The sequence below is a fragment of the Microcystis wesenbergii NRERC-220 genome, from assembly GCF_032027425.1.
In the GTDB taxonomy this organism is placed as follows: Bacteria; Cyanobacteriota; Cyanobacteriia; order Cyanobacteriales; family Microcystaceae; genus Microcystis; species Microcystis wesenbergii_A.
Genome location: NZ_JAVSJA010000001.1, coordinates 1,488,334 through 1,505,896 on the forward strand (window position 1 = coordinate 1,488,334; position 17,563 = coordinate 1,505,896).

Sequence of the window (17,563 nt, forward strand, 5' to 3'; positions counted from 1 at the left end):
TTCATTCAGTCAGTTGAGGGGGTTTATTGTATAATGGGGACATGATTAAATCAAGAGGATTTTGGTTATGCAACAGGTGACGATTGAGCTACCCACCACCATAATTAATGCTCTAGCCGCCTACAATCAAGAGCATAAGGTATCTTCTTCTGATACAGTACAAACGGCTATAGAATCATTTTTAATAGCGAAAGGCTATTTATCCAAACCGAAAAAATCTTTTCACTTATCTCCCGCACCCAAAGGAAGTGGCTATACTGACACATCCATCAATCATGACGCTGTTTTAGCCGAATTTACTCTGTCCCATAAATTACCTTAAGCTCAAATCTTGAAAGCGATTATTGCCGACACAACCCCCCTTTACGGAGCGATAGATACCAGCGATCAATATCATAGCAGAGCGCAAACAGAGCTAAGACGCATAGAATCGGAAGATTTAACAGTTATTATCTCTTTCCCCGTATATATAGAAACTTACAGCTTGCTTCTATATAGATTAGGATTTGAACAAGCCACTCATTTCACACAAAATTGCTTAGAATCTGCTAATCTGATCAATCCGACAGAAGATCAGTATTTCGCAGCCATAGCAAAAGCTAAACAATTTCCTGATCAAACTATTACTATTGTTGATGCTTTGACTGCTATCATCTCAATCGAATTAGATCTACCTGTTTGGAGCTATGATTATCATTTTGATATAATGCGGGTGAAAGTATGGAGATAACCCTAAAGTGCCAACTAAAACCCTCCAAACCCTCAGAAAAGGAAACCACAAAAGTCTCCTAAAAAACATTAATAAAAAACTCGCAATCGCCCCTTTATTCAGTCAGTTGATGGGGTTTATTTTTCCCCTTTATTAACTTGATTAATAACAAATCCAACTTTAAAAACCCGCTCCCTTCTCCCCATTTTCCCGCTTTCCTATACCTTTTAAACAGGATTTATTAGGGTCAACAAGAGTCTTAGGGAGACAAATTAATCGATACTTTTGCCTCTTGCCTCTTGCCCCCCCGACCCCCCCGATGTCGGGGGGGGCGGGGGGGTGGGGTGGTCTTTCCTCTTGCCTTTTTCAATCTGTCCCTAAAAAGGTCTTAATTTTAGGGAAATACAGTTAAAGGAATCCATTCGTAGGTGTTGACAATGCCTTGAAAATAATCATTAATAGTTTCTCTGGAATAGGGAACAACACCATCTTCACCAAACCAACGTTCATAAATTGTCACCGCTTGTTGTTGGTCACTAACGATCCCTTCCATGAATTTTAATAGGGTATAATTCACTGTATCGCGCCATTTAGAATCATTTTCGGGTAAAGTACAGGCATAGGATTCGTAGGCGTAGGGATAGGAGGGAACTATGGCTAAATTATTAGGATTTTTAGCGCTTTTCCTTAAGCCTTCTAGGGTAATGCCATCACTGGCAAAACCATCAATTTCTCCCGCTTCTAGTTTTTGTAAACCCTCGCCACGATTTTTAACTTTGACCAAAATAGCGGCGGGTTGTTGGGTTTTAATCACCGCTTCATTAGTAGTATTGGCAATCACTCCAATGCGTCTGCCTGCCAAGCTACCGATGTCATCGAGATTACTACCTTTGCGGGTGAGCAATTGAGTACCACTGGCAAAATAACTAACGGAAAAATCCACTTCATTTTCTCTTTTCCAAGTAAAAGTAGTGGAGCCACATTCGATATCTATAACCCCTGTTTTTAACTTTTCAAAACGATTTTGGGGAGTAATCTCAACAATTTTTAACTTAATTGGTTTTCCTAACTTCCGTTCGGTTTCTTTGCGAATTAACTCTAACATATCAAGGCTGTAACCCACCCACTTGCCCTGGGAGTTGACAAAACCAAAGGGAATAGCATCTTTACGAGCGCCGGCAGTAATTACCCCAGTTTTTTGAATGCGATCGAAGATTGCTCCCGCAAGGCTAGAATGGTTACTGGTGAGGGTTAAAGCTACTGTCATCGTCATGACGGCAAGTGTACGCTTCATTTTTTTTCCTAATCTGAAAGTGGCTCAAGTCTGGGACTGTTTCAGGAGACTGAGAGTTTCCCAGAGGAAGATTTTTCAGAGGAGATTGCTGGGGACAAAAAAAGAGGAGAGATGTTACTCTCTCCCCCTTTTAGTTTTTTCGACAACATTTTAAATTGTTTTTTCAGTTGTCGCTGTCGGGCCGAACCGCCCTTGCCTTTGTCGTTACGTCCCTGACGGCGGGGGGACTCCCATCGCTTAAGTCGCATAGTTTTTAATTCCAATTTAGTCAGTTATATTTACTGTAACAGGTTTAACGTCAGTTTGGGTTAAGGAATTGAAACTGTGACAACTCAGGCTCTCTGTCATACTAAATCCGGTTATTAAAAACTGATTATTTATTCCCCCTTTTGCCTTTTGCCTTTTGCCTCTTGCCTTTTGCCTGTCCTTATAAGTAGCCTCTAAGTACAGGACAAAAAGCTTGAAAAGTAGGCGGGAGTGGGGTTTTATGAGAAATAGCACTAATCTCGAAACCCCTATGAACCAGTATAATGCGTTGAAACAAGCTCTCAAACCTCATTTGCGATGGCACGGAGCAAGACTCTCTTTCCTCGCTCTATTCTTACTGGCTCTGTTGAAAGTAAAAACCGTCAACCTCAAGGAATTAGCCCTAGGTTTTGAAGGTCGGGTATTGGTAGAGTCCCATTACAAACGATTACAACGCTTTTTTGGGGACTTCGAGATAGATTACCCTGAAATAGCTCGCATTGTAGTCCAGTGGCTCAATATCCCTCAACCCTGGGTATTGAGTATTGACCGCACCAATTGGTCATTTGGTAGTCATCACTACAACATCCTCACAGTCGGCATTGTCCATGAAGGGGTAGCTATTCCCATTCTCTGGTGGATGCTCAAGAAGAAAAAAGGCAACTCAAACAGCGATGAACGGATGCGTTTTATTGAGGAGATGCTGAAGATTTTTCCTTCTGCGGAGATTCGTTGCTTGTGTGGAGACCGTGAGTTTATTGGGCTGGCGTGGCTGAGGTATCTTTTGCTTGAACCGATGCTGGCTTTCTGTTTAAGAATTCGGGCGACAGACAAGATTGAGTACAATGGCAAGCGGTTGGCCGCCAAGGTTATTTTTGCCCATCTTGCCATTGGTGAATCTCAACGTCTGCAGGGGAGTTGTCTAATTTGGGGTTATCCCGTTTCTGTAGAGGCTCTTCGCTTACCCGATAATTCTTTGCTCATCGTCATTGGACAGCCCGATTGTCTGGGTCTGATTCAGGATTATGCCCAACGTTGGGGTATTGAAACTCTTTTTGGCATCTTTAAGACCCGTGGGTTTTGTCTAGAATCTACTCACTTTACTGACCCAAAACGTCTGCGTAAGCTTTTAGCCTTACTGACTTTAGCTTTGGTCTGGTCTCTCAAGACAGGATTGGAGATACATCATCTTAATCCAATTCCTATCAAGAAACATGGTCGCCGAGCAAAAAGCCTCTTTCGGCTAGGTTTAGACCACCTTCGTCATCTTATTCTCAATCCTTCATTACCTAACTTTTCTCTTTTTCTCCAGTCCTTACATTTTTTGTCCTGTACTTAGAAGTAGCCTATGCTCAACGGATTTAGTATCACCCTGTGAGATGCTGAACTCTAGTTAACCAACCTTGTCCACCTAATTAGTATTTTCCCATGCTTAGTCAGCAACTTTGGCACAGCCATCAAGATCTAGTGCAAGCTTGTCTAGAACACCCTTTTGTGCGAGGTATCGCCACAGGAGAGCTTAAACGGGACTGTTTCGCTTTTTATGTCGGTCAAGATGCTTTTTTTCTGGAATCTTTCGCCCGTGCTTACAGTATCGCCGCCGCTAAAGCTCCCGATTGGCAGGGATTCACTAGCTTTCATCGGTTAGCGGCAGGGGTATTAAAGGAATTAGAATTACATGAAAATTATGCTTTACAGTGGGGAGTTGACCTGAGAAAGGTTCAGCCCGCTAATGCCACCCGTCGCTATACGGATTTTCTTCTCGCTACCGCTTGGATGGGTGACATCGGTGCGATTGCTGTGGCGATGAGTCCCTGTATGAGTCTTTATGCTTATCTAGGTCAACAATTAGCCTTAGAACCAATTTCTGAGAATCCCTATCAAGCTTGGATTGATAGTTATAGTGGGGATGAATTCGCCGCTTTAGCAAGCCAGTTAGAGGAATTAGCCGATAAATACGCCCTGATGACGAAAAATATCTCTTTATCCTATCGTTATGCCCTTAGTTGTGAACAGGACTTCTTTAGTGCCGCCTACAGCCGGGGCAAATCTTAAAATTTTCCCGTCACAATGTTAAGAAATATAAATAACGCTAAGATTAAGGTAAGCAAAATCGTCATTATAAGAATAATGTTTCCTTCGCAACCCACCGAAAACGAACTCCTGAAAACTATCTTGGAACCTCTACTAGAGGATTTCACCCATTGGTTTTCCCGTTCCCGTCTCCTCCTCGAATCCGAGAGATTATCCTTTCTCAGCGTCGAGGAACAAAACGATTTATTAGCAAGAGTCAAAAACGCCCAACAGGAGGTAGCCACGGCTCATTTACTCTTTAAAACCACAGGTGGTCAGGTGGGTATCGAGGCCAAGATGTTGTTGCCTTGGCATCAGCTGGTGGCAGAGTGTTGGGGGGTCAGCAGTCGTCGTCGTCGATTACAGGGTTGGGGAGAACATCAATCTCCTCAAACTGATGCTTAACCTGAAACTTTTTTGGTAAGCTAGAGAGTTGAGCGAATTTTTAGCATAAAGTTTTGGCAATTAGGAATATTCACACATAATTCATGGGAGACTCGGCCAATGTTACATCTGCTCTATATCCTCGCCTTCACAGTTATCGCTTTTTTGACCATTAATAATTTAATTCGGAGTCTGATTACCGTCAGCATGGATTCCCAGAAACGTCCTGCTAAATCGGCTAATTCCTATAATCCCTACGGTTATCCCATGACTTCCCATCCGGAACTTTTGGACGAGGCCGGACAACTGATTAATGAACCTCTGTTAGTGATTCGTTCTCTCACTGTCGAAGATGCTCGTCAGCAGTTAGATGCCATTTATAATTCTTCTCCCAGTGCTACCAAAGAGCAAGATGAAGAAATCTAATTGGGGTTGGCTGAATAAATCTAAAAATCTTGTTGGGTAAGACTTTGAGACCTTTTTGAAATCCAAAAGTGCTAGGCAAGAGGGTGATCAGGGGGAAAATTCAGGTGCTTTTTCCCCGAAAATTAGGTAATTGACCTCCTCAAAATCGGTAAAACCCTACACCCCACACCCCACACCCCACACCCTGCCCCCACCAGCAAACTTTTTCAGCAGACCCTAATTGGTTCTAGAATGGCAGTCCTTGAAAACAGATATATTTATCTACACGGTTTTGCTTCTGGCACCCAATCAACAAAAGCACAATTTTTGAGGCATTGTTGGCAAAAGAGGGGTTTAGCAATGGAAATACCCGATCTTAACGGTGATGACTTTTCTAGCTTAACTCTCACTCGTCAGATTGTTCAAGTCGGCCAATTGATTGAACAATCTCAGCTTCCCGTTACCCTAATTGGTTCCAGTTTTGGCGGTTTAACGGCAGCTTGGCTGGCCGAAACTTATTTTCAGGTGCAAAGGCTCGTTTTATTAGCTCCGGCTTTTAATTTCGGGCCGATTTGGTTAGGACAATTGGGAGCAGAAACCCTAGCCAATTGGCAAAAATCTGGGAGTTTATCGGTTTATCACTACGGTTATCGTCGTTATCTGCCAATTGATTACAAGTTGATCGAGGACTTAGCCAATTATCCCCAAGAAAAGTTAATCAGGCAGCTCCCCACCCTAATTATTCATGGTCGTGCCGATGAGGTGATTCCCCTAGAAAATAGTCGCCATTATTGCATGAATCGCCCTTGGGTGAAATTAATCGAATTAGATAGCGATCATGCCCTTACCGATGTGATGACGAGAATCTGGGCTGAAATACAATTATTTCTCAATTTTTGACTAAAAAAGAACCCCCCCTTCGATCGGAAAAAGGGAGAGTTTTAGTATATTTGTATGGGATTTTGAGAAGATTTTTCAGCTTCTAAGACAAGAGATTTTCTCCTGATATCTTGCCACTACCAAAGTCCGCGGATAGGAGATAAGCTAAGACGCATTTAAAGCGCTTATTCTTAAGATTAGCCGAATCTCCCCCAATCCCTTTACTGTTGCCTCTTGCAAGAGTGCCTCTTGGCTCGTCTCAACAAGCAATTTAAATGCGCGGGCAGCTTACACTAGGATCGGGAGCGTTTTGAGGAGCAACTTCAGTAAAGGTTCTAGTTTCCGGGGGTAAAGCGGGAAGTCCCCAAGCGGGTTCTTTTTGGTTAAGTTCTCTTAAAAGTTGCGAGCGATTGCTGCTGGTGGCGATTTACGATTTTAGTTTTAAGCGGGAAACCCAATAGGGACGAGCTTTACCCACATAAACTAATTTGCCATCTACCACTTGCAATAGTACATCGTCGCCACCCGTGGCATCCCCAGCAATACGAGCGGTGGTTCCGTCAGCAAAGTCGCCGTTGAAAATTTCTTTGCCATCCACTGTTACAAGTCTGATCAATTGGATGGACATAATACCACCCACGGTTCCCCGGACGCGACCTAGTATATAGTCACCGGGGTTGAGTTGCGGCTCACCTCTGTAGGTGTTATGGCCGCGCAGTTGACTGATCAGGATTTCGTTATTTTGCGGTTCTGCTTGTGCGGGTACAGCGCCAAGGGTAGTTAGGGCAACTAAACCGGCAAAACCAGCGACAAGGGAAATTTTGTTAAACACAATTACCTCAAGCAAAAAGTTAGTAAATTACCTAGAGACGTTCTAGATTATAACTTAGTTCCTAATTTTGTCTATATTGCGAAATATTTGTTTAATAATTTCTCGATCGAGCGGTTGGGGATTTAGTATCAGTTATCAGATTGCAGTTTTAAGTAGACAGTGTTAGGTGAAAACTTCGGGGTCTTCTGGACATCAGGTGAAAAATGTTCACCGTGTTACATAATGGTTATTAATGCTAGGGACATAAGGCTTATAGCGGTAAGCGCTTGAGTGAGATACAGACCAAGCTTTGCCTAGCATGGTTTATAGCTTGTGACACTGTACCTAATACGACTGCACACCGCTATAAGCTAGTGAGGTACACATATTTTTCTTCCCTTTTGACTTTTGCCTCTTGCCTTTTGCCTAAAACCCATAACTTTTGTACCTCAGCAGACTGAAAAACGCTATATGCCCTTTTTTCGATAAGATAAGCTGATCACCTTAACTCCAATAGAACCAAACTTGGGAACTTTCTTTTCACTGATTACTGTTTACTGTTCACTGCTCACTGAAAAATTCCCCATTACCCTATTCCCTGAAAACCGGATGAAGCTAGGCTTTAAGATCGATCGATATTGGTGAATAATTCAGGATCGAGGGTGGGTAGTTCGATATCTTTTTCTGCTGGGGGAGAGGCTAACTGGAAGCGATTTAAAGTTTGTTGAATGCGATCAAAAATGGTGATTTTTTGCTCGCTATTGTTTTGGGGTTCGGGAATAGGTTCCATTTCTACCGGAGGCTGAACCCGAGGGGCCGGTTCGTTAATCTCTTTTGTCTCTGGTATGGTGGTTAGGGGAGATTCGATCGCTTCGGGGGTTTCCTCGACCTTTTCGATTGTTTCTGTCTCTACTGGTTTTTCTTCCACTATTGGGCTTTCTGGCTGAATAACAGGGCTTTCTGGCTGAATAACAGGGGTTTCCTCAACTATTGGGGTTTCTTCTTCCTCAATAACAGGGGTTTCCTCAACTATTGGGGTTTCTTCTTCCTCAATAACAGGGGTTTCCTCAACTATTGGGGTTTCTTCTTCCTCAATAACAGGGGTTTCCTCAACTATTGGGGTTTCTTCTTCCTCAATAACAGGGGTTTCCTCAACTATAGGGTTTTTTTCCTCCTCAACTATAGGGGTTTCTGGCTCAATAACGGGTGTTTCTTCCTCTAGACTAGGAATAGTTTTATAGTTGGGATCAACAATGCTACGGGCAATTGTAGGGGATAAATCGCCACGGACTAATTGACTAAGACCGTCTTGGTAAGAGGGATCAAAGCTAATCACGCGCACGCTGGTATTAAACTCGTTTTCGATTTTATTTCCCTTACCATCGATGAATTCTAGTTGTACCCAGTTATTGCCTTTGGCAAAACCCTTGAGATAGATTGGTTCCCAAGTATCAAGCAGAAAACTCTCACCGTTGACAGTGACACGAATGCGCCAATCTTGAAGATTATTATCCCCGTTGGCAGTATTGGACAGACGTAGAGGAGCATTACTCAGATAAAAATCGAGCAGGATCGGTTCTGCACCGTAGATTCCCTGCGGACTACTGTAGGTTAATAGGGGTAAGTTGTGATCAGGGGCATTTTTGCCTGTTTTTGTCAGAATATGAAAGGTTGTTTCAGCGAAGGCACCATCATTTTTAAAACTTTCCTGCCAAGGCCGCAGGGCCAAGACGCGGAGGGTGTGAGTACCGGGAGCAAGATTTTCTAGGATAATCGGTTGCTTGAGGTCGTAAATAGCTGCTGCTGGTTCATTATCGACAATTAGGCTCAAGTGGGGTCCTAATTTCAGGGTATCGTCTTGGAAAATTGGCAGCTCTGACACTTGTAGTTTAACTGTCACCTGAGGGTCATCGAAAACTTGTTCGGCCAGAGGACTGAGAATCGTTACTTGGGGAGCGTAACGATCTAAACTGGGGCGCAGTTCCTGAATTAGGGCCGGGGGGGCAACCTCAGAAATGCGTCCTTGGAGGATGGGAAGATGAGGGGTTTCGGAAGTGGGGAGATTGGTAGCCGTCAGGCGATCGCCACAGGCGGTTAACAGGGTGGTCAGTAAACCGATCACAAGACATATATGAAGGGTTTTGACTGGGATTAATTTATGTAGTAGGGATAGCACGTTCCTCCTAGAGCCAAGGCCAAAATCTATACAAACCATTGATTTTTGCTAGAGTCATTGAATGCTCCGGTGTCAGCAAAAGCGCGAGAAGATGAGGTCATGGCCTCAATTTTACAGAATTGTTTGATTGTTTTTTGAGAATCTATCTATTGAATTTTCTATATGGTCTGATCGGGGAGAAAAGGGGGAAATTGGCTTCTGGAGCGACAATTGATAAACTTTTGTAAAGAAAAATCACCGGTCTGACCCTGACTAAGACCGTCCATAGCAGAAAATGTCTCTCCTATCAAGGATTGAGAGAATTTTAATTATTGTTAAGCATAACGAACAGACAAGAGAACAAAGACTTATCATCTACTATTGATGCTTTCGACTGGAATCTCACCCAAGAGGAAAGTCAAGCGACATTAACAAAAGGTGGGTCAGATTTCAACTTGCCTTTTTTAGGTTAAAAAATCTATCCTCAAATAAAACGCTAAGTCTATTGTCGAGAGAGGAGAATCCTCATGGCACTCCCCCCCAAAGCGGTAGCTAAAGTGATTGTAGATAAAGACCCAGTACCTACTTCCTTTGAGAAGTGGGGGCAACCGGGGCATTTTGATCGCACTTTAGCCAAAGGACCCAAAACCACTACCTGGATTTGGAACCTACACGCCAACGTCCACGATTTTGATAGTCAAACCAGCGATCTAGAAGATATTTCTCGGAAAATCTTCAGCGCCCACTTCGGACATCTCGCCGTTGTCTTCGTTTGGCTGAGTGGAATGTACTTCCACGGCGCGAAATTTTCTAACTATGAAGCTTGGTTAACCAACCCGCTGGCCATCAAACCCAGCGCCCAAGTGGTCTGGCCGATCGTCGGTCAAGGCATCCTCAACGGCGATGTGGGCGGCGGTTTCCACGGTATTCAGATCACCTCTGGTCTGTTCTACCTCTGGCGGGCTTCCGGGTTCACCAACAGCTATCAGCTATACTGCACCGCTATCGGTGGTTTAGTTATGGCGGGCCTGATGCTGTTTGCTGGTTGGTTCCATTACCACAAAAGCGCACCGAAACTGGAATGGTTCCAAAACGTGGAATCGATGATGAACCACCACTTGGCGGGTTTACTCGGCTTAGGTTCCCTAGGTTGGGCCGGTCATCAGATTCACGTTTCTTTACCGGTGAACAAACTCCTCGATGCGGGAGTCGCTCCCCAAGATATCCCCTTGCCCCACGAGTTCATCCTCGAACCGAGCAAGATGGCGGATTTATATCCCAGTTTCGCCCAGGGTTTGACCCCCTTCTTTACCCTTAACTGGGGTGCTTACTCGGATTTCCTCACCTTCAAAGGTGGCTTGAACCCCGTGACCGGTGGTCTCTGGCTTTCCGATACCGCTCACCATCACTTGGCGATCGCTGTATTATTCATCATTGCCGGTCATATGTACCGTACCAACTGGGGTATCGGTCACAGCATGAAGGAAATCCTCGAAAACCACAAAGGTCCCTTCACCGGTCAAGGTCACAAAGGACTGTACGAAATCCTGACCACCTCTTGGCACGCCCAGTTAGCGATTAACCTGGCTCTCTTAGGTTCGCTAACCATCATCGTGGCCCACCATATGTACGCCATGCCGCCCTATCCCTATCAGGCGACTGACTACGCCACCCAACTATCCTTGTTTACTCACCACACTTGGATCGGTGGCTTCTTAATCGTCGGTGCGGGAGCGCACGGAGCGATCTTCATGGTACGCGACTACGATCCGGCCAAAAACGTCGATAACCTGCTCGATCGGGTGATCCGTCATCGCGACGCAATTATCTCCCACCTGAACTGGGTATGTATTTTCCTCGGCTTCCATAGCTTCGGTTTATACATTCACAACGACACCATGCGGGCTTTTGGTCGTCCCCAAGATATGTTCTCGGATACGGGAATTCAACTACAACCCATCTTTGCCCAATGGGTACAAAGTCTCCACACCCTAGCCCCCGGCAACACCGCTCCTAACGCTCTAACTACCGCTAGTTATGCTTTCGGTGGCGACGTAGTAGCAGTGGGTGGCAAAGTGGCCATGATGCCGATCACTCTCGGTACTGCCGATTTCCTCGTGCATCACATCCACGCCTTCACCATCCATGTCACCGTGTTGATTCTCCTCAAAGGGGTTCTCTACGCTCGCGGTTCCCGTCTGATTCCCGATAAAGCGAATCTCGGTTTCCGTTTCCCCTGCGATGGTCCCGGTCGCGGCGGTACCTGCCAAGTTTCGGGTTGGGATCACGTCTTCCTCGGCCTGTTCTGGATGTACAACTCCCTCTCGGTCGTAATCTTCCACTTTAGCTGGAAAATGCAGTCCGATGTCTGGGGAACCGTCGCCCCCGATGGCACTGTCACCCACGTTACCCTCGGTAACTTCGCTCAAAGTGCCATCACCATCAACGGTTGGTTACGCGATTTCCTCTGGGCGCAAGCGGCGCAAGTCATTAATTCCTATGGCTCTGCCCTGTCTGCCTACGGAATCATGTTCTTAGCCGGTCACTTCGTCTTCGCGTTTAGCTTGATGTTCCTGTTCAGTGGTCGCGGCTACTGGCAAGAATTAATCGAGTCGATCGTCTGGGCGCACAACAAGTTAAGAGTTGCCCCCGCTATCCAACCTCGCGCCCTGAGCATCATTCAAGGTCGTGCCGTTGGTGTGGCTCACTACCTCTTAGGCGGTATTGTCACCACTTGGGCATTCTTCTTGGCCAGAAGTCTCTCGATTGGCTAAACTTGCCTATAAGGGCTTGCCAGTCCCTCGGGGATTGGCAAGACTAGGCTGAACCAGCGTCGATTGACCGATACCACTGTAAGCGTTTCCTATTACAGTGGGTGAATTTAAAAAAGGAAATAACCAGCACTCGTGTAAGAGCCTCAGTTATTTAGAGAGGAGAATTTCCTAAACAGCTATGGCAACTAAATTCCCTAAATTTAGCCAAGATCTAGCCCAAGATCCGACTACCCGTCGGATTTGGTACGGGATCGCCACAGCCCACGACTTTGAAAGTCATGATGGCATGACAGAAGAGAATCTCTACCAAAAGATTTTCGCGTCCCACTTCGGCCACATTGCAATCATTTTCCTGTGGACTTCCGGCACTATATTCCACGTCGCTTGGCAAGGTAACTTCGAGCAGTGGATCAAAGATCCCTTAAACATCCGTCCCATCGCCCACGCGATTTGGGATCCCCAGTTCGGTAAAGGCGCTGTAGATGCCTTCACCCAAGCTGGTGCTTCTAATCCGGTTAACATCGCCTATTCCGGGGTTTACCACTGGTTCTACACCATCGGTATGACCTCCAACCAAGACCTATACCAAGGTGCGGTGTTCCTGCTGATTCTCTCGGCGATTTTCCTCTTTGCTGGCTGGTTACACTTACAACCTAAGTTCCGTCCTAGCCTCGCTTGGTTCAAAAACGCTGAATCTCGCCTGAACCACCACCTCGCCGCTCTGTTCGGTGTTAGCTCTCTGGCTTGGACCGGACACCTCGTTCACGTTGCTATCCCCGAATCCCGCGGTCAGCACGTTGGTTGGGACAACTTCCTCTCCACTCCCCCCCACCCGGCGGGTTTACTACCCTTCTTCACCGGTGACTGGGGTGTGTATGCGGAAAACCCCGATACTGCTAACCACATTTTCGGTACCGCCCAAGGCGCGGGAACTGCGATTCTCACCTTCTTAGGTGGTTTCCATCCCCAAACCGAGTCCCTCTGGTTAACCGATATGGCTCACCACCACTTGGCGATCGCTGTGATCTTCATTGTGGCTGGTCATATGTACCGCACCAACTGGGGCATCGGTCACAGCATCAAGGACATCCTTAATGCACACAGACCCCCCAGTGGTAAGTTAGGAGCCGGTCACAAAAATCTTTATGACACGGTTAACAACTCTCTCCACTTCCAACTCGGTTTGGCCCTGGCTTCTTTAGGCGTGATCACCTCTCTGGTGGCGCAGCATATGTACGCGCTACCCCCTTATGCCTTTATCGCTAAGGACTACACTACCCAAGCGGCTCTTTATACCCACCACCAATACATCGCTGGTTTCCTAGCGGTGGGTGCTTTCGCCCACGGTGCTATCTTCTTCGTGCGTGACTATGATCCCGAAGCGAACAAAGATAACGTCCTGGCGCGGATGCTGGAGCATAAAGAAGCGATCATCTCTCACCTAAGCTGGGTTTCCCTTTTCTTAGGTTTCCACACCCTCGGCCTCTACGTTCATAACGATGTCGTCGTCGCTTTCGGTACTCCCGAAAAACAAATCCTGATCGAACCTGTGTTCGCTCAATTCGTGCAAGCTGCTTCGGGTAAAACCCTGTACGGCATGAACGTACTGTTGTCTAACCCCGATAGCATCGCTTACACCGCCTATCCTAACTACGGTGATGTTTGGTTGCCCGGTTGGCTAGACGCAATCAATAGCGGCACTAACTCCCTCTTCTTAACCATCGGTCCTGGCGACTTCCTCGTTCACCATGCGATCGCTCTTGGTTTACACACCACCGTTCTAATCCTGGTTAAAGGTGCTTTAGACGCTCGTGGTTCCAAATTAATGCCCGATAAAAAAGACTTCGGGTATTCCTTCCCTTGCGACGGTCCTGGCCGTGGCGGTACTTGCGACATCTCTGCTTGGGATTCCTTCTACCTAGCCATGTTCTGGATGTTGAACACCTTGGGTTGGTTAACCTTCTACTGGCACTGGAAACACCTCGGTGTCTGGTCGGGTAACGTGGCTCAGTTTAACGAAAACTCCACCTACCTGATGGGCTGGTTCCGCGATTACCTCTGGGCTAACTCGGCTCAGTTAATCAACGGTTACAACCCCTACGGTGTTAATAACCTTTCTGTCTGGGCCTGGATGTTCCTCTTTGGACACCTCGTTTGGGCAACCGGTTTCATGTTCCTGATCTCTTGGCGTGGTTACTGGCAAGAGTTGATCGAAACTATCGTTTGGGCCCACGAACGCACTCCTCTGGCGAACCTCGTTCGTTGGAAAGACAAACCCGTGGCTCTCTCGATCGTTCAGGCTCGTTTGGTTGGTTTAGCTCACTTCACCGTTGGCTATATCTTCACCTACGCCGCCTTCTTGATCGCTTCCACTGCTGGCAAGTTCGGCTAAACCTTGAATTAGGTGACTAAAAAACCCCCCGCCCATTGGTGGGGGGTTTTGTTTATGATTGATCATAAAAGCGCGGCTCAATCTCAAAAATCTATGCAGTTGGAAGAATTAAAACAGCTTTATGATCAGGACTTTGTTTTGTGGATTGAGCGAACCACCGAACAAATTCGACGCGGGGAGATTAAAAATTTAGATTGGGAACATCTTTTAACGGAGATAGAAGATTTGGGGAGAGAACAAAGAAACAAAGTGGAAAGCTATCTAATTCAAACCGTTAAACATTTATTAATGTATCAGTATTGGCTGACTGAAAAAGGTAATTGTGGCCGGGGATGGGCCGATGAAATCGATAATTTCCGTCTAGAACTAGAAATTTTATTCCAGTCAAAAACCCTCTACAATTATGGGGCTTCTAGGCTAGATATAATTTATGATAAAGCCAAGCGATCGGTGATCAAAAAAACTGGTTTATCTTTGGATACGTTTCCGCAAGTTTGTCCTTATACCTTTGCAGAAATCATAGATTTTGACTTTTTACCAGTTTAGAATAGGAGAATTAAAGGCAAGAAAGAAAATTATCCTTATCTATAGCAATTCAGTATCTTGACGAAACGTAAAAATAATACGACAATCGTAAGCAACAGAAAAAGACCAATATCCTTCTAAACTTCCTGTTAACTTATGAGACTTTAAAGAAGGAAGAAAGGGATCAGCTTCTAATCAATCTAAGATACTCAATAACTTTTATTTAAGTTGAGGATTTTTCTTGATAAATTCTTTAAATGCTCTTTTAAAACTCTTGTCAGCAACTAATTTCATTTGATCTAAAATTAAGGGGAAATGAGTTATATTAATTTGCCAGTTGAGAATATGAGAATTAAATTACACTCCACGGTACACTCTGCATCCGAGTAGATTCTACTACCTTTGGATGAGGAGCGATCGGCTTAATTAATCTTCTCAGTTTTTGCTGCACATCTACAGGGTTAATGGCGCGGGGAAAAAGTCGGGAATGTGTTTCCGGTTGTTCAAGATGAAGGACAACCTGTAATTGTTTTCCCTGAAGAACTTTTCTGGCAAAATTTGCTTCGGATTTGTCAGAGGCATTAATCTTCGCTGGTAACATAAGTAGCTGGTTATAATTAAATTAAAAATGGATTTTAGGTTCGATCCCCCCTGTCCTCCTTGATAAGGTAGGGTTGATTCATGAATCAACCCTACCCTTGATAAGGGGGGTGTCTGATAATTTTTAACGCCTACCTACTTAGCCGCGATTGTATAGAGAACTTTTTCGGTAACTTCTTCGGCGAGATCTTGAGCTTTAGTACGACGTGACTGGCGATAATCTTTCACCTCAATTAACCAGATATCTTGTCGAGCAATCGCAATCAAATCAACCCCTTTAATTCCATCTAGCATTGTAGAGAACTGGTGACGATAAAAAGACCAATTATCGTATTTACTGACTTGCCACGAATCGGGAAAATCAAAGATTATGCCGTCCACTTCAACCCTCACCGTCTTTCTTCTCCCATACTTAAAAAGCGATCGGATTGAGCAAGCTCTTGATCAAGGGCTGTGATTTCACCGATTTCATCGCTTGTATTTCCTTGTTGAACGACTACAGCACCATCGGAGAAATGTAGGCCGAAAAAACGCTGATTCAGGGGAAAGTTATCTCGATCGCTCATTAAAATTTCCAGTTCTCGTAGTAAAAATAAACTATGGGTTGCCAGAAAGACTTGAATACCCGCATGACTAAGATTGACGATGCTCTTAGCGACTTCTCTGATCAAAATAGGGTTGAGATTCGCTTCTGGTTCATCCCAAAATAAAACACCTTTTTCCATTAACACACCAGTGGCGATTAGACGAGCTAACATCGCTAATTTACGATTTCCTTCGGCAACGAGAGGCATCTCGAATCGTCCACTTTCATTTTTTAGATAAAAACGCCCATTTTTATCTAACTCTAGCGAACCTCCCATCGCCGATTCGATCGGTTCCAATAACTTTTGAATGGGTTTTTCCTTATTGCCACGTTGCAAAGGAGCGCCGAGAAGTAAGCAAGTATCTCGCCAAGTTTCGTCAAATTCAAGATAATGACTTTCGTATAGAGATACAAAGTTTGGAAAAATTGTCAATAGCTCTCTAGTAGGAAAATAGGCAGAAGATACATCAAGCCAAGCCTCTGGAACTTCCTCTAGGGAGACTTCTGTTTTACTATTAGTTGCGAAACTGAAAGCAAAATTAAATCGACTATCTTGAAAGTGTAATTTTATATCACATCGTTCTCGCCCTTGTTTTCTGCGGGTGAGCCTTCCTAAATAATCGGGGCGAAATACATGAATCAGTTTATCGGCTAAACGAGTTTGCAATAACGTTTTTGTTGGCGTTCCGTTCGGAGATTTTCGCCCTTCTTCCCCACTGGTAGCGAGTGCCGAATAGAGAATCTTGAGAAGATGAGTTTTGCCTGTTCCGTTTTCCCCGACAATGACATTCAGATTTTGGGAAAATTGCAGCTGTATTTCGGGAAAAACCGTCAAATTTTTAACTGTTAAGTTATTCAGCATTTCTGCGTGCCTAGAAAAGAGTCGCTCACTATACTTCTAAAATGCCCCCTTTCAAGATGATAGCTTTTAGGGGGCAAAGTGCGCTAGTATAACTCCCTTAGAACTTAGACAAAAAACGGGGTTTTCAAGATATGAAAACCCTAGCGCAAGTGCATCAGCTATTTTCAATTAGCTAAATTGTCTCAGTCTCCCTAAGATTTATAGTGGGGACTTTTAAAATGCGGAGGCAAGTTTAGGACACAGCCATCCCCAAGTCCCTTTTAGGGTTTGCTGTTCTATTTTAAGACCTCATCTTAAATATCAACCATTATAGTGCAAAGCCTAAACCTAACAAATAATCCCCCTCAACTTATTCAATTAAGGGGGAATGAGTTATATAAAAAGGCAATTTAACCAACGTTAGTGGGTTCTTTTTCGAGGGAATGAGTGCGTTTTAAGGTGGCATCTACGGCAAGCACTTAATTAAGGATAAAAACTAGGATTTAGCTTTTAAAGGAAATCTCTCAGGATTTTTAATAATTTCTTTGCTTAAATCTACATCTAAATCTGGCCAATAAAAATGATTAGAAAAAGGCTCTTGTATATTTAAAATTTGTCTAATAGGTACATCTTGAAACCAAGGAAAATCTTGATAGGAAAGGAACATTTCTTCATTGTTTGCCAGAATCCATATTCCATGGGAAGAAATATGAGTTACTTCAGCTTGAGAAGTGTTTTGCCCAAGCATTTTTACGTTCATTTTGTCGTTCCTCAATAATAGTTTCTATCGCTTGAAGATGATTTATGCTTACCCTTCGTTTATTATAGCAAATATTCAGTTAAAAATACAAGAGGGAGAAGTAAGAGCATAAAAATCCCCCTCAACTGG

17 protein-coding genes and 3 pseudogenes are annotated in these 17,563 nt (G+C 44.6%); 10 read left to right on the forward strand and 10 right to left on the reverse strand.

What is annotated here, in order from left to right; all coding sequences use genetic code 11:
- Positions 1–67: 67 nt before the first annotated feature.
- A complete protein-coding gene (locus RAM70_RS07250; protein ID WP_024968434.1) occupies positions 68–322 on the forward strand; it encodes a hypothetical protein in 255 nt (84 codons plus the stop codon).
- A gap of 9 nt (positions 323–331) precedes the next feature.
- Positions 332–730 carry a type II toxin-antitoxin system VapC family toxin gene (locus RAM70_RS07255; RefSeq protein ID WP_312673028.1) on the forward strand — a complete coding sequence of 133 codons (399 nt, stop codon included), beginning with the start codon at positions 332–334 and terminating at the stop codon, positions 728–730.
- Positions 731–1,103: 373 nt separating this feature from the next.
- Here RAM70_RS07255 and RAM70_RS07260 read toward each other — a convergent pair whose 3' ends face one another.
- Both RAM70_RS07260 and RAM70_RS07265 read right to left on the reverse strand, forming a co-directional pair.
- Complete coding sequence (locus RAM70_RS07260) at positions 1,104–2,003, reverse strand: amino acid ABC transporter substrate-binding protein (RefSeq protein WP_045362902.1); 900 nt, start codon at positions 2,001–2,003, stop codon at positions 1,104–1,106.
- A gap of 41 nt (positions 2,004–2,044) precedes the next feature.
- On the reverse strand, positions 2,045–2,251 hold the full coding sequence (locus tag RAM70_RS07265; RefSeq protein WP_012267271.1) for a hypothetical protein: 207 nt from the start codon (positions 2,249–2,251) through the stop codon (positions 2,045–2,047).
- Between the two features lie 269 nt (positions 2,252–2,520).
- Here RAM70_RS07265 and RAM70_RS07270 point away from each other — a divergent pair, with 269 nt between their 5' ends.
- The 4 genes from RAM70_RS07270 (at position 2,521) to RAM70_RS07285 (ending at position 5,132) form a co-directional block, all read left to right on the forward strand.
- The gene (locus RAM70_RS07270) at positions 2,521–3,588 is read left to right on the forward strand and encodes an IS4 family transposase (protein WP_045356388.1); all 1,068 of its coding nucleotides are present in this window, start codon (positions 2,521–2,523) and stop codon (positions 3,586–3,588) included.
- A gap of 89 nt (positions 3,589–3,677) precedes the next feature.
- Positions 3,678–4,304, forward strand: coding sequence for a TenA family protein (locus RAM70_RS07275; RefSeq protein ID WP_287998753.1), 627 nt, complete (start codon positions 3,678–3,680; stop codon positions 4,302–4,304).
- A 15-nt stretch (positions 4,305–4,319) separates the two neighbouring features.
- Positions 4,320–4,727, forward strand: a complete 408-nt coding sequence (locus tag RAM70_RS07280) for a DUF2605 domain-containing protein (protein WP_080754370.1) — start codon at positions 4,320–4,322, stop codon at positions 4,725–4,727.
- A gap of 99 nt (positions 4,728–4,826) precedes the next feature.
- Positions 4,827–5,132: a DUF2973 domain-containing protein gene (locus RAM70_RS07285; RefSeq protein WP_045362894.1), complete on the forward strand. Its 306-nt coding sequence runs from the start codon at positions 4,827–4,829 to the stop codon at positions 5,130–5,132.
- On the opposite strand, the pseudogene RAM70_RS22900 reads toward RAM70_RS07285, so the two are convergent.
- Positions 5,073–5,315, reverse strand: a pseudogene (locus RAM70_RS22900) (hypothetical protein). The gene RAM70_RS07285 and the pseudogene RAM70_RS22900 overlap by 60 nt on opposite strands.
- A 48-nt stretch (positions 5,316–5,363) precedes the next feature.
- Between RAM70_RS22900 and RAM70_RS07290 the strand changes: the two are divergent.
- On the forward strand, positions 5,364–6,011 hold the full coding sequence (locus RAM70_RS07290) for a YqiA/YcfP family alpha/beta fold hydrolase (protein WP_045362891.1): 648 nt from the start codon (positions 5,364–5,366) through the stop codon (positions 6,009–6,011).
- Between the two features lie 250 nt (positions 6,012–6,261).
- Here the strand turns inward: RAM70_RS07290 and RAM70_RS07295 are convergent.
- Positions 6,262–6,822, reverse strand: a pseudogene (locus RAM70_RS07295) (hypothetical protein).
- A gap of 601 nt (positions 6,823–7,423) precedes the next feature.
- Complete coding sequence (locus tag RAM70_RS07300) at positions 7,424–9,016, reverse strand: hypothetical protein (protein ID WP_312673032.1); 1,593 nt, start codon at positions 9,014–9,016, stop codon at positions 7,424–7,426.
- Between the two features lie 467 nt (positions 9,017–9,483).
- Between RAM70_RS07300 and psaA the strand changes: the two genes are divergently transcribed.
- From psaA to RAM70_RS07315, 3 genes are all read left to right on the forward strand, one after another.
- Positions 9,484–11,730, forward strand: a complete 2,247-nt coding sequence (gene psaA, locus RAM70_RS07305) for a photosystem I core protein PsaA (protein WP_045362886.1) — start codon at positions 9,484–9,486, stop codon at positions 11,728–11,730.
- Between the two features lie 178 nt (positions 11,731–11,908).
- Complete coding sequence (psaB, locus tag RAM70_RS07310; protein ID WP_002770787.1) at positions 11,909–14,122, forward strand: photosystem I core protein PsaB; 2,214 nt, start codon at positions 11,909–11,911, stop codon at positions 14,120–14,122.
- Positions 14,123–14,176: 54 nt separating this feature from the next.
- Positions 14,177–14,668: a DUF29 domain-containing protein gene (locus tag RAM70_RS07315; protein ID WP_287999693.1), complete on the forward strand. Its 492-nt coding sequence runs from the start codon at positions 14,177–14,179 to the stop codon at positions 14,666–14,668.
- 39 nt (positions 14,669–14,707) lie between these two features.
- Here RAM70_RS07315 and RAM70_RS07320 read toward each other — a convergent pair.
- From RAM70_RS07320 to RAM70_RS07340, 5 genes and pseudogenes are all read right to left on the reverse strand, one after another.
- Positions 14,708–14,941, reverse strand: a pseudogene (locus RAM70_RS07320) (type II toxin-antitoxin system RelE/ParE family toxin).
- A 58-nt stretch (positions 14,942–14,999) separates the two neighbouring features.
- Entirely contained in the window at positions 15,000–15,248 is a 249-nt protein-coding gene (locus tag RAM70_RS07325; RefSeq protein ID WP_045362883.1) for a hypothetical protein, read from the reverse strand.
- A 134-nt stretch (positions 15,249–15,382) separates the two neighbouring features.
- Positions 15,383–15,640, reverse strand: coding sequence for a hypothetical protein (locus RAM70_RS07330; RefSeq protein ID WP_190381719.1), 258 nt, complete (start codon positions 15,638–15,640; stop codon positions 15,383–15,385).
- Entirely contained in the window at positions 15,637–16,695 is a 1,059-nt protein-coding gene (locus RAM70_RS07335; RefSeq protein WP_045362880.1) for an AAA family ATPase, read from the reverse strand. The genes RAM70_RS07330 and RAM70_RS07335 overlap by 4 nt, the downstream gene beginning before the upstream one ends.
- 475 nt (positions 16,696–17,170) lie before the next feature.
- A complete protein-coding gene (locus RAM70_RS07340; RefSeq protein WP_312673040.1) occupies positions 17,171–17,434 on the reverse strand; it encodes a DUF2442 domain-containing protein in 264 nt (87 codons plus the stop codon).
- Positions 17,435–17,563: the final 129 nt, after the last annotated feature.

What these genes read in the sequence shown, in the direction of transcription:
- RAM70_RS07250 (WP_024968434.1), top strand. Translation starts at nt 68, where the DNA reads ATGCAACAGGTGACGATTGAGCTACCCACCACCATAATTAATGCTCTA.
- RAM70_RS07260 (WP_045362902.1), bottom strand. Translation starts at nt 2,003, where the DNA reads ATGAAGCGTACACTTGCCGTCATGACGATGACAGTAGCTTTAACCCTC.
- RAM70_RS07265 (WP_012267271.1), bottom strand. Translation starts at nt 2,251, where the DNA reads ATGCGACTTAAGCGATGGGAGTCCCCCCGCCGTCAGGGACGTAACGAC.
- RAM70_RS07270 (WP_045356388.1), top strand. Translation starts at nt 2,521, where the DNA reads ATGAACCAGTATAATGCGTTGAAACAAGCTCTCAAACCTCATTTGCGA.
- RAM70_RS07275 (WP_287998753.1), top strand. Translation starts at nt 3,678, where the DNA reads ATGCTTAGTCAGCAACTTTGGCACAGCCATCAAGATCTAGTGCAAGCT.
- RAM70_RS07280 (WP_080754370.1), top strand. Translation starts at nt 4,320, where the DNA reads ATGTTAAGAAATATAAATAACGCTAAGATTAAGGTAAGCAAAATCGTC.
- RAM70_RS07285 (WP_045362894.1), top strand. Translation starts at nt 4,827, where the DNA reads ATGTTACATCTGCTCTATATCCTCGCCTTCACAGTTATCGCTTTTTTG.
- RAM70_RS07290 (WP_045362891.1), top strand. Translation starts at nt 5,364, where the DNA reads ATGGCAGTCCTTGAAAACAGATATATTTATCTACACGGTTTTGCTTCT.
- RAM70_RS07300 (WP_312673032.1), bottom strand. Translation starts at nt 9,016, where the DNA reads ATGGTTTGTATAGATTTTGGCCTTGGCTCTAGGAGGAACGTGCTATCC.
- psaA (WP_045362886.1), top strand. Translation starts at nt 9,484, where the DNA reads ATGGCACTCCCCCCCAAAGCGGTAGCTAAAGTGATTGTAGATAAAGAC.
- psaB (WP_002770787.1), top strand. Translation starts at nt 11,909, where the DNA reads ATGGCAACTAAATTCCCTAAATTTAGCCAAGATCTAGCCCAAGATCCG.
- RAM70_RS07315 (WP_287999693.1), top strand. Translation starts at nt 14,177, where the DNA reads ATGATTGATCATAAAAGCGCGGCTCAATCTCAAAAATCTATGCAGTTG.
- RAM70_RS07325 (WP_045362883.1), bottom strand. Translation starts at nt 15,248, where the DNA reads ATGTTACCAGCGAAGATTAATGCCTCTGACAAATCCGAAGCAAATTTT.
- RAM70_RS07335 (WP_045362880.1), bottom strand. Translation starts at nt 16,695, where the DNA reads ATGCTGAATAACTTAACAGTTAAAAATTTGACGGTTTTTCCCGAAATA.
- RAM70_RS07340 (WP_312673040.1), bottom strand. Translation starts at nt 17,434, where the DNA reads ATGAACGTAAAAATGCTTGGGCAAAACACTTCTCAAGCTGAAGTAACT.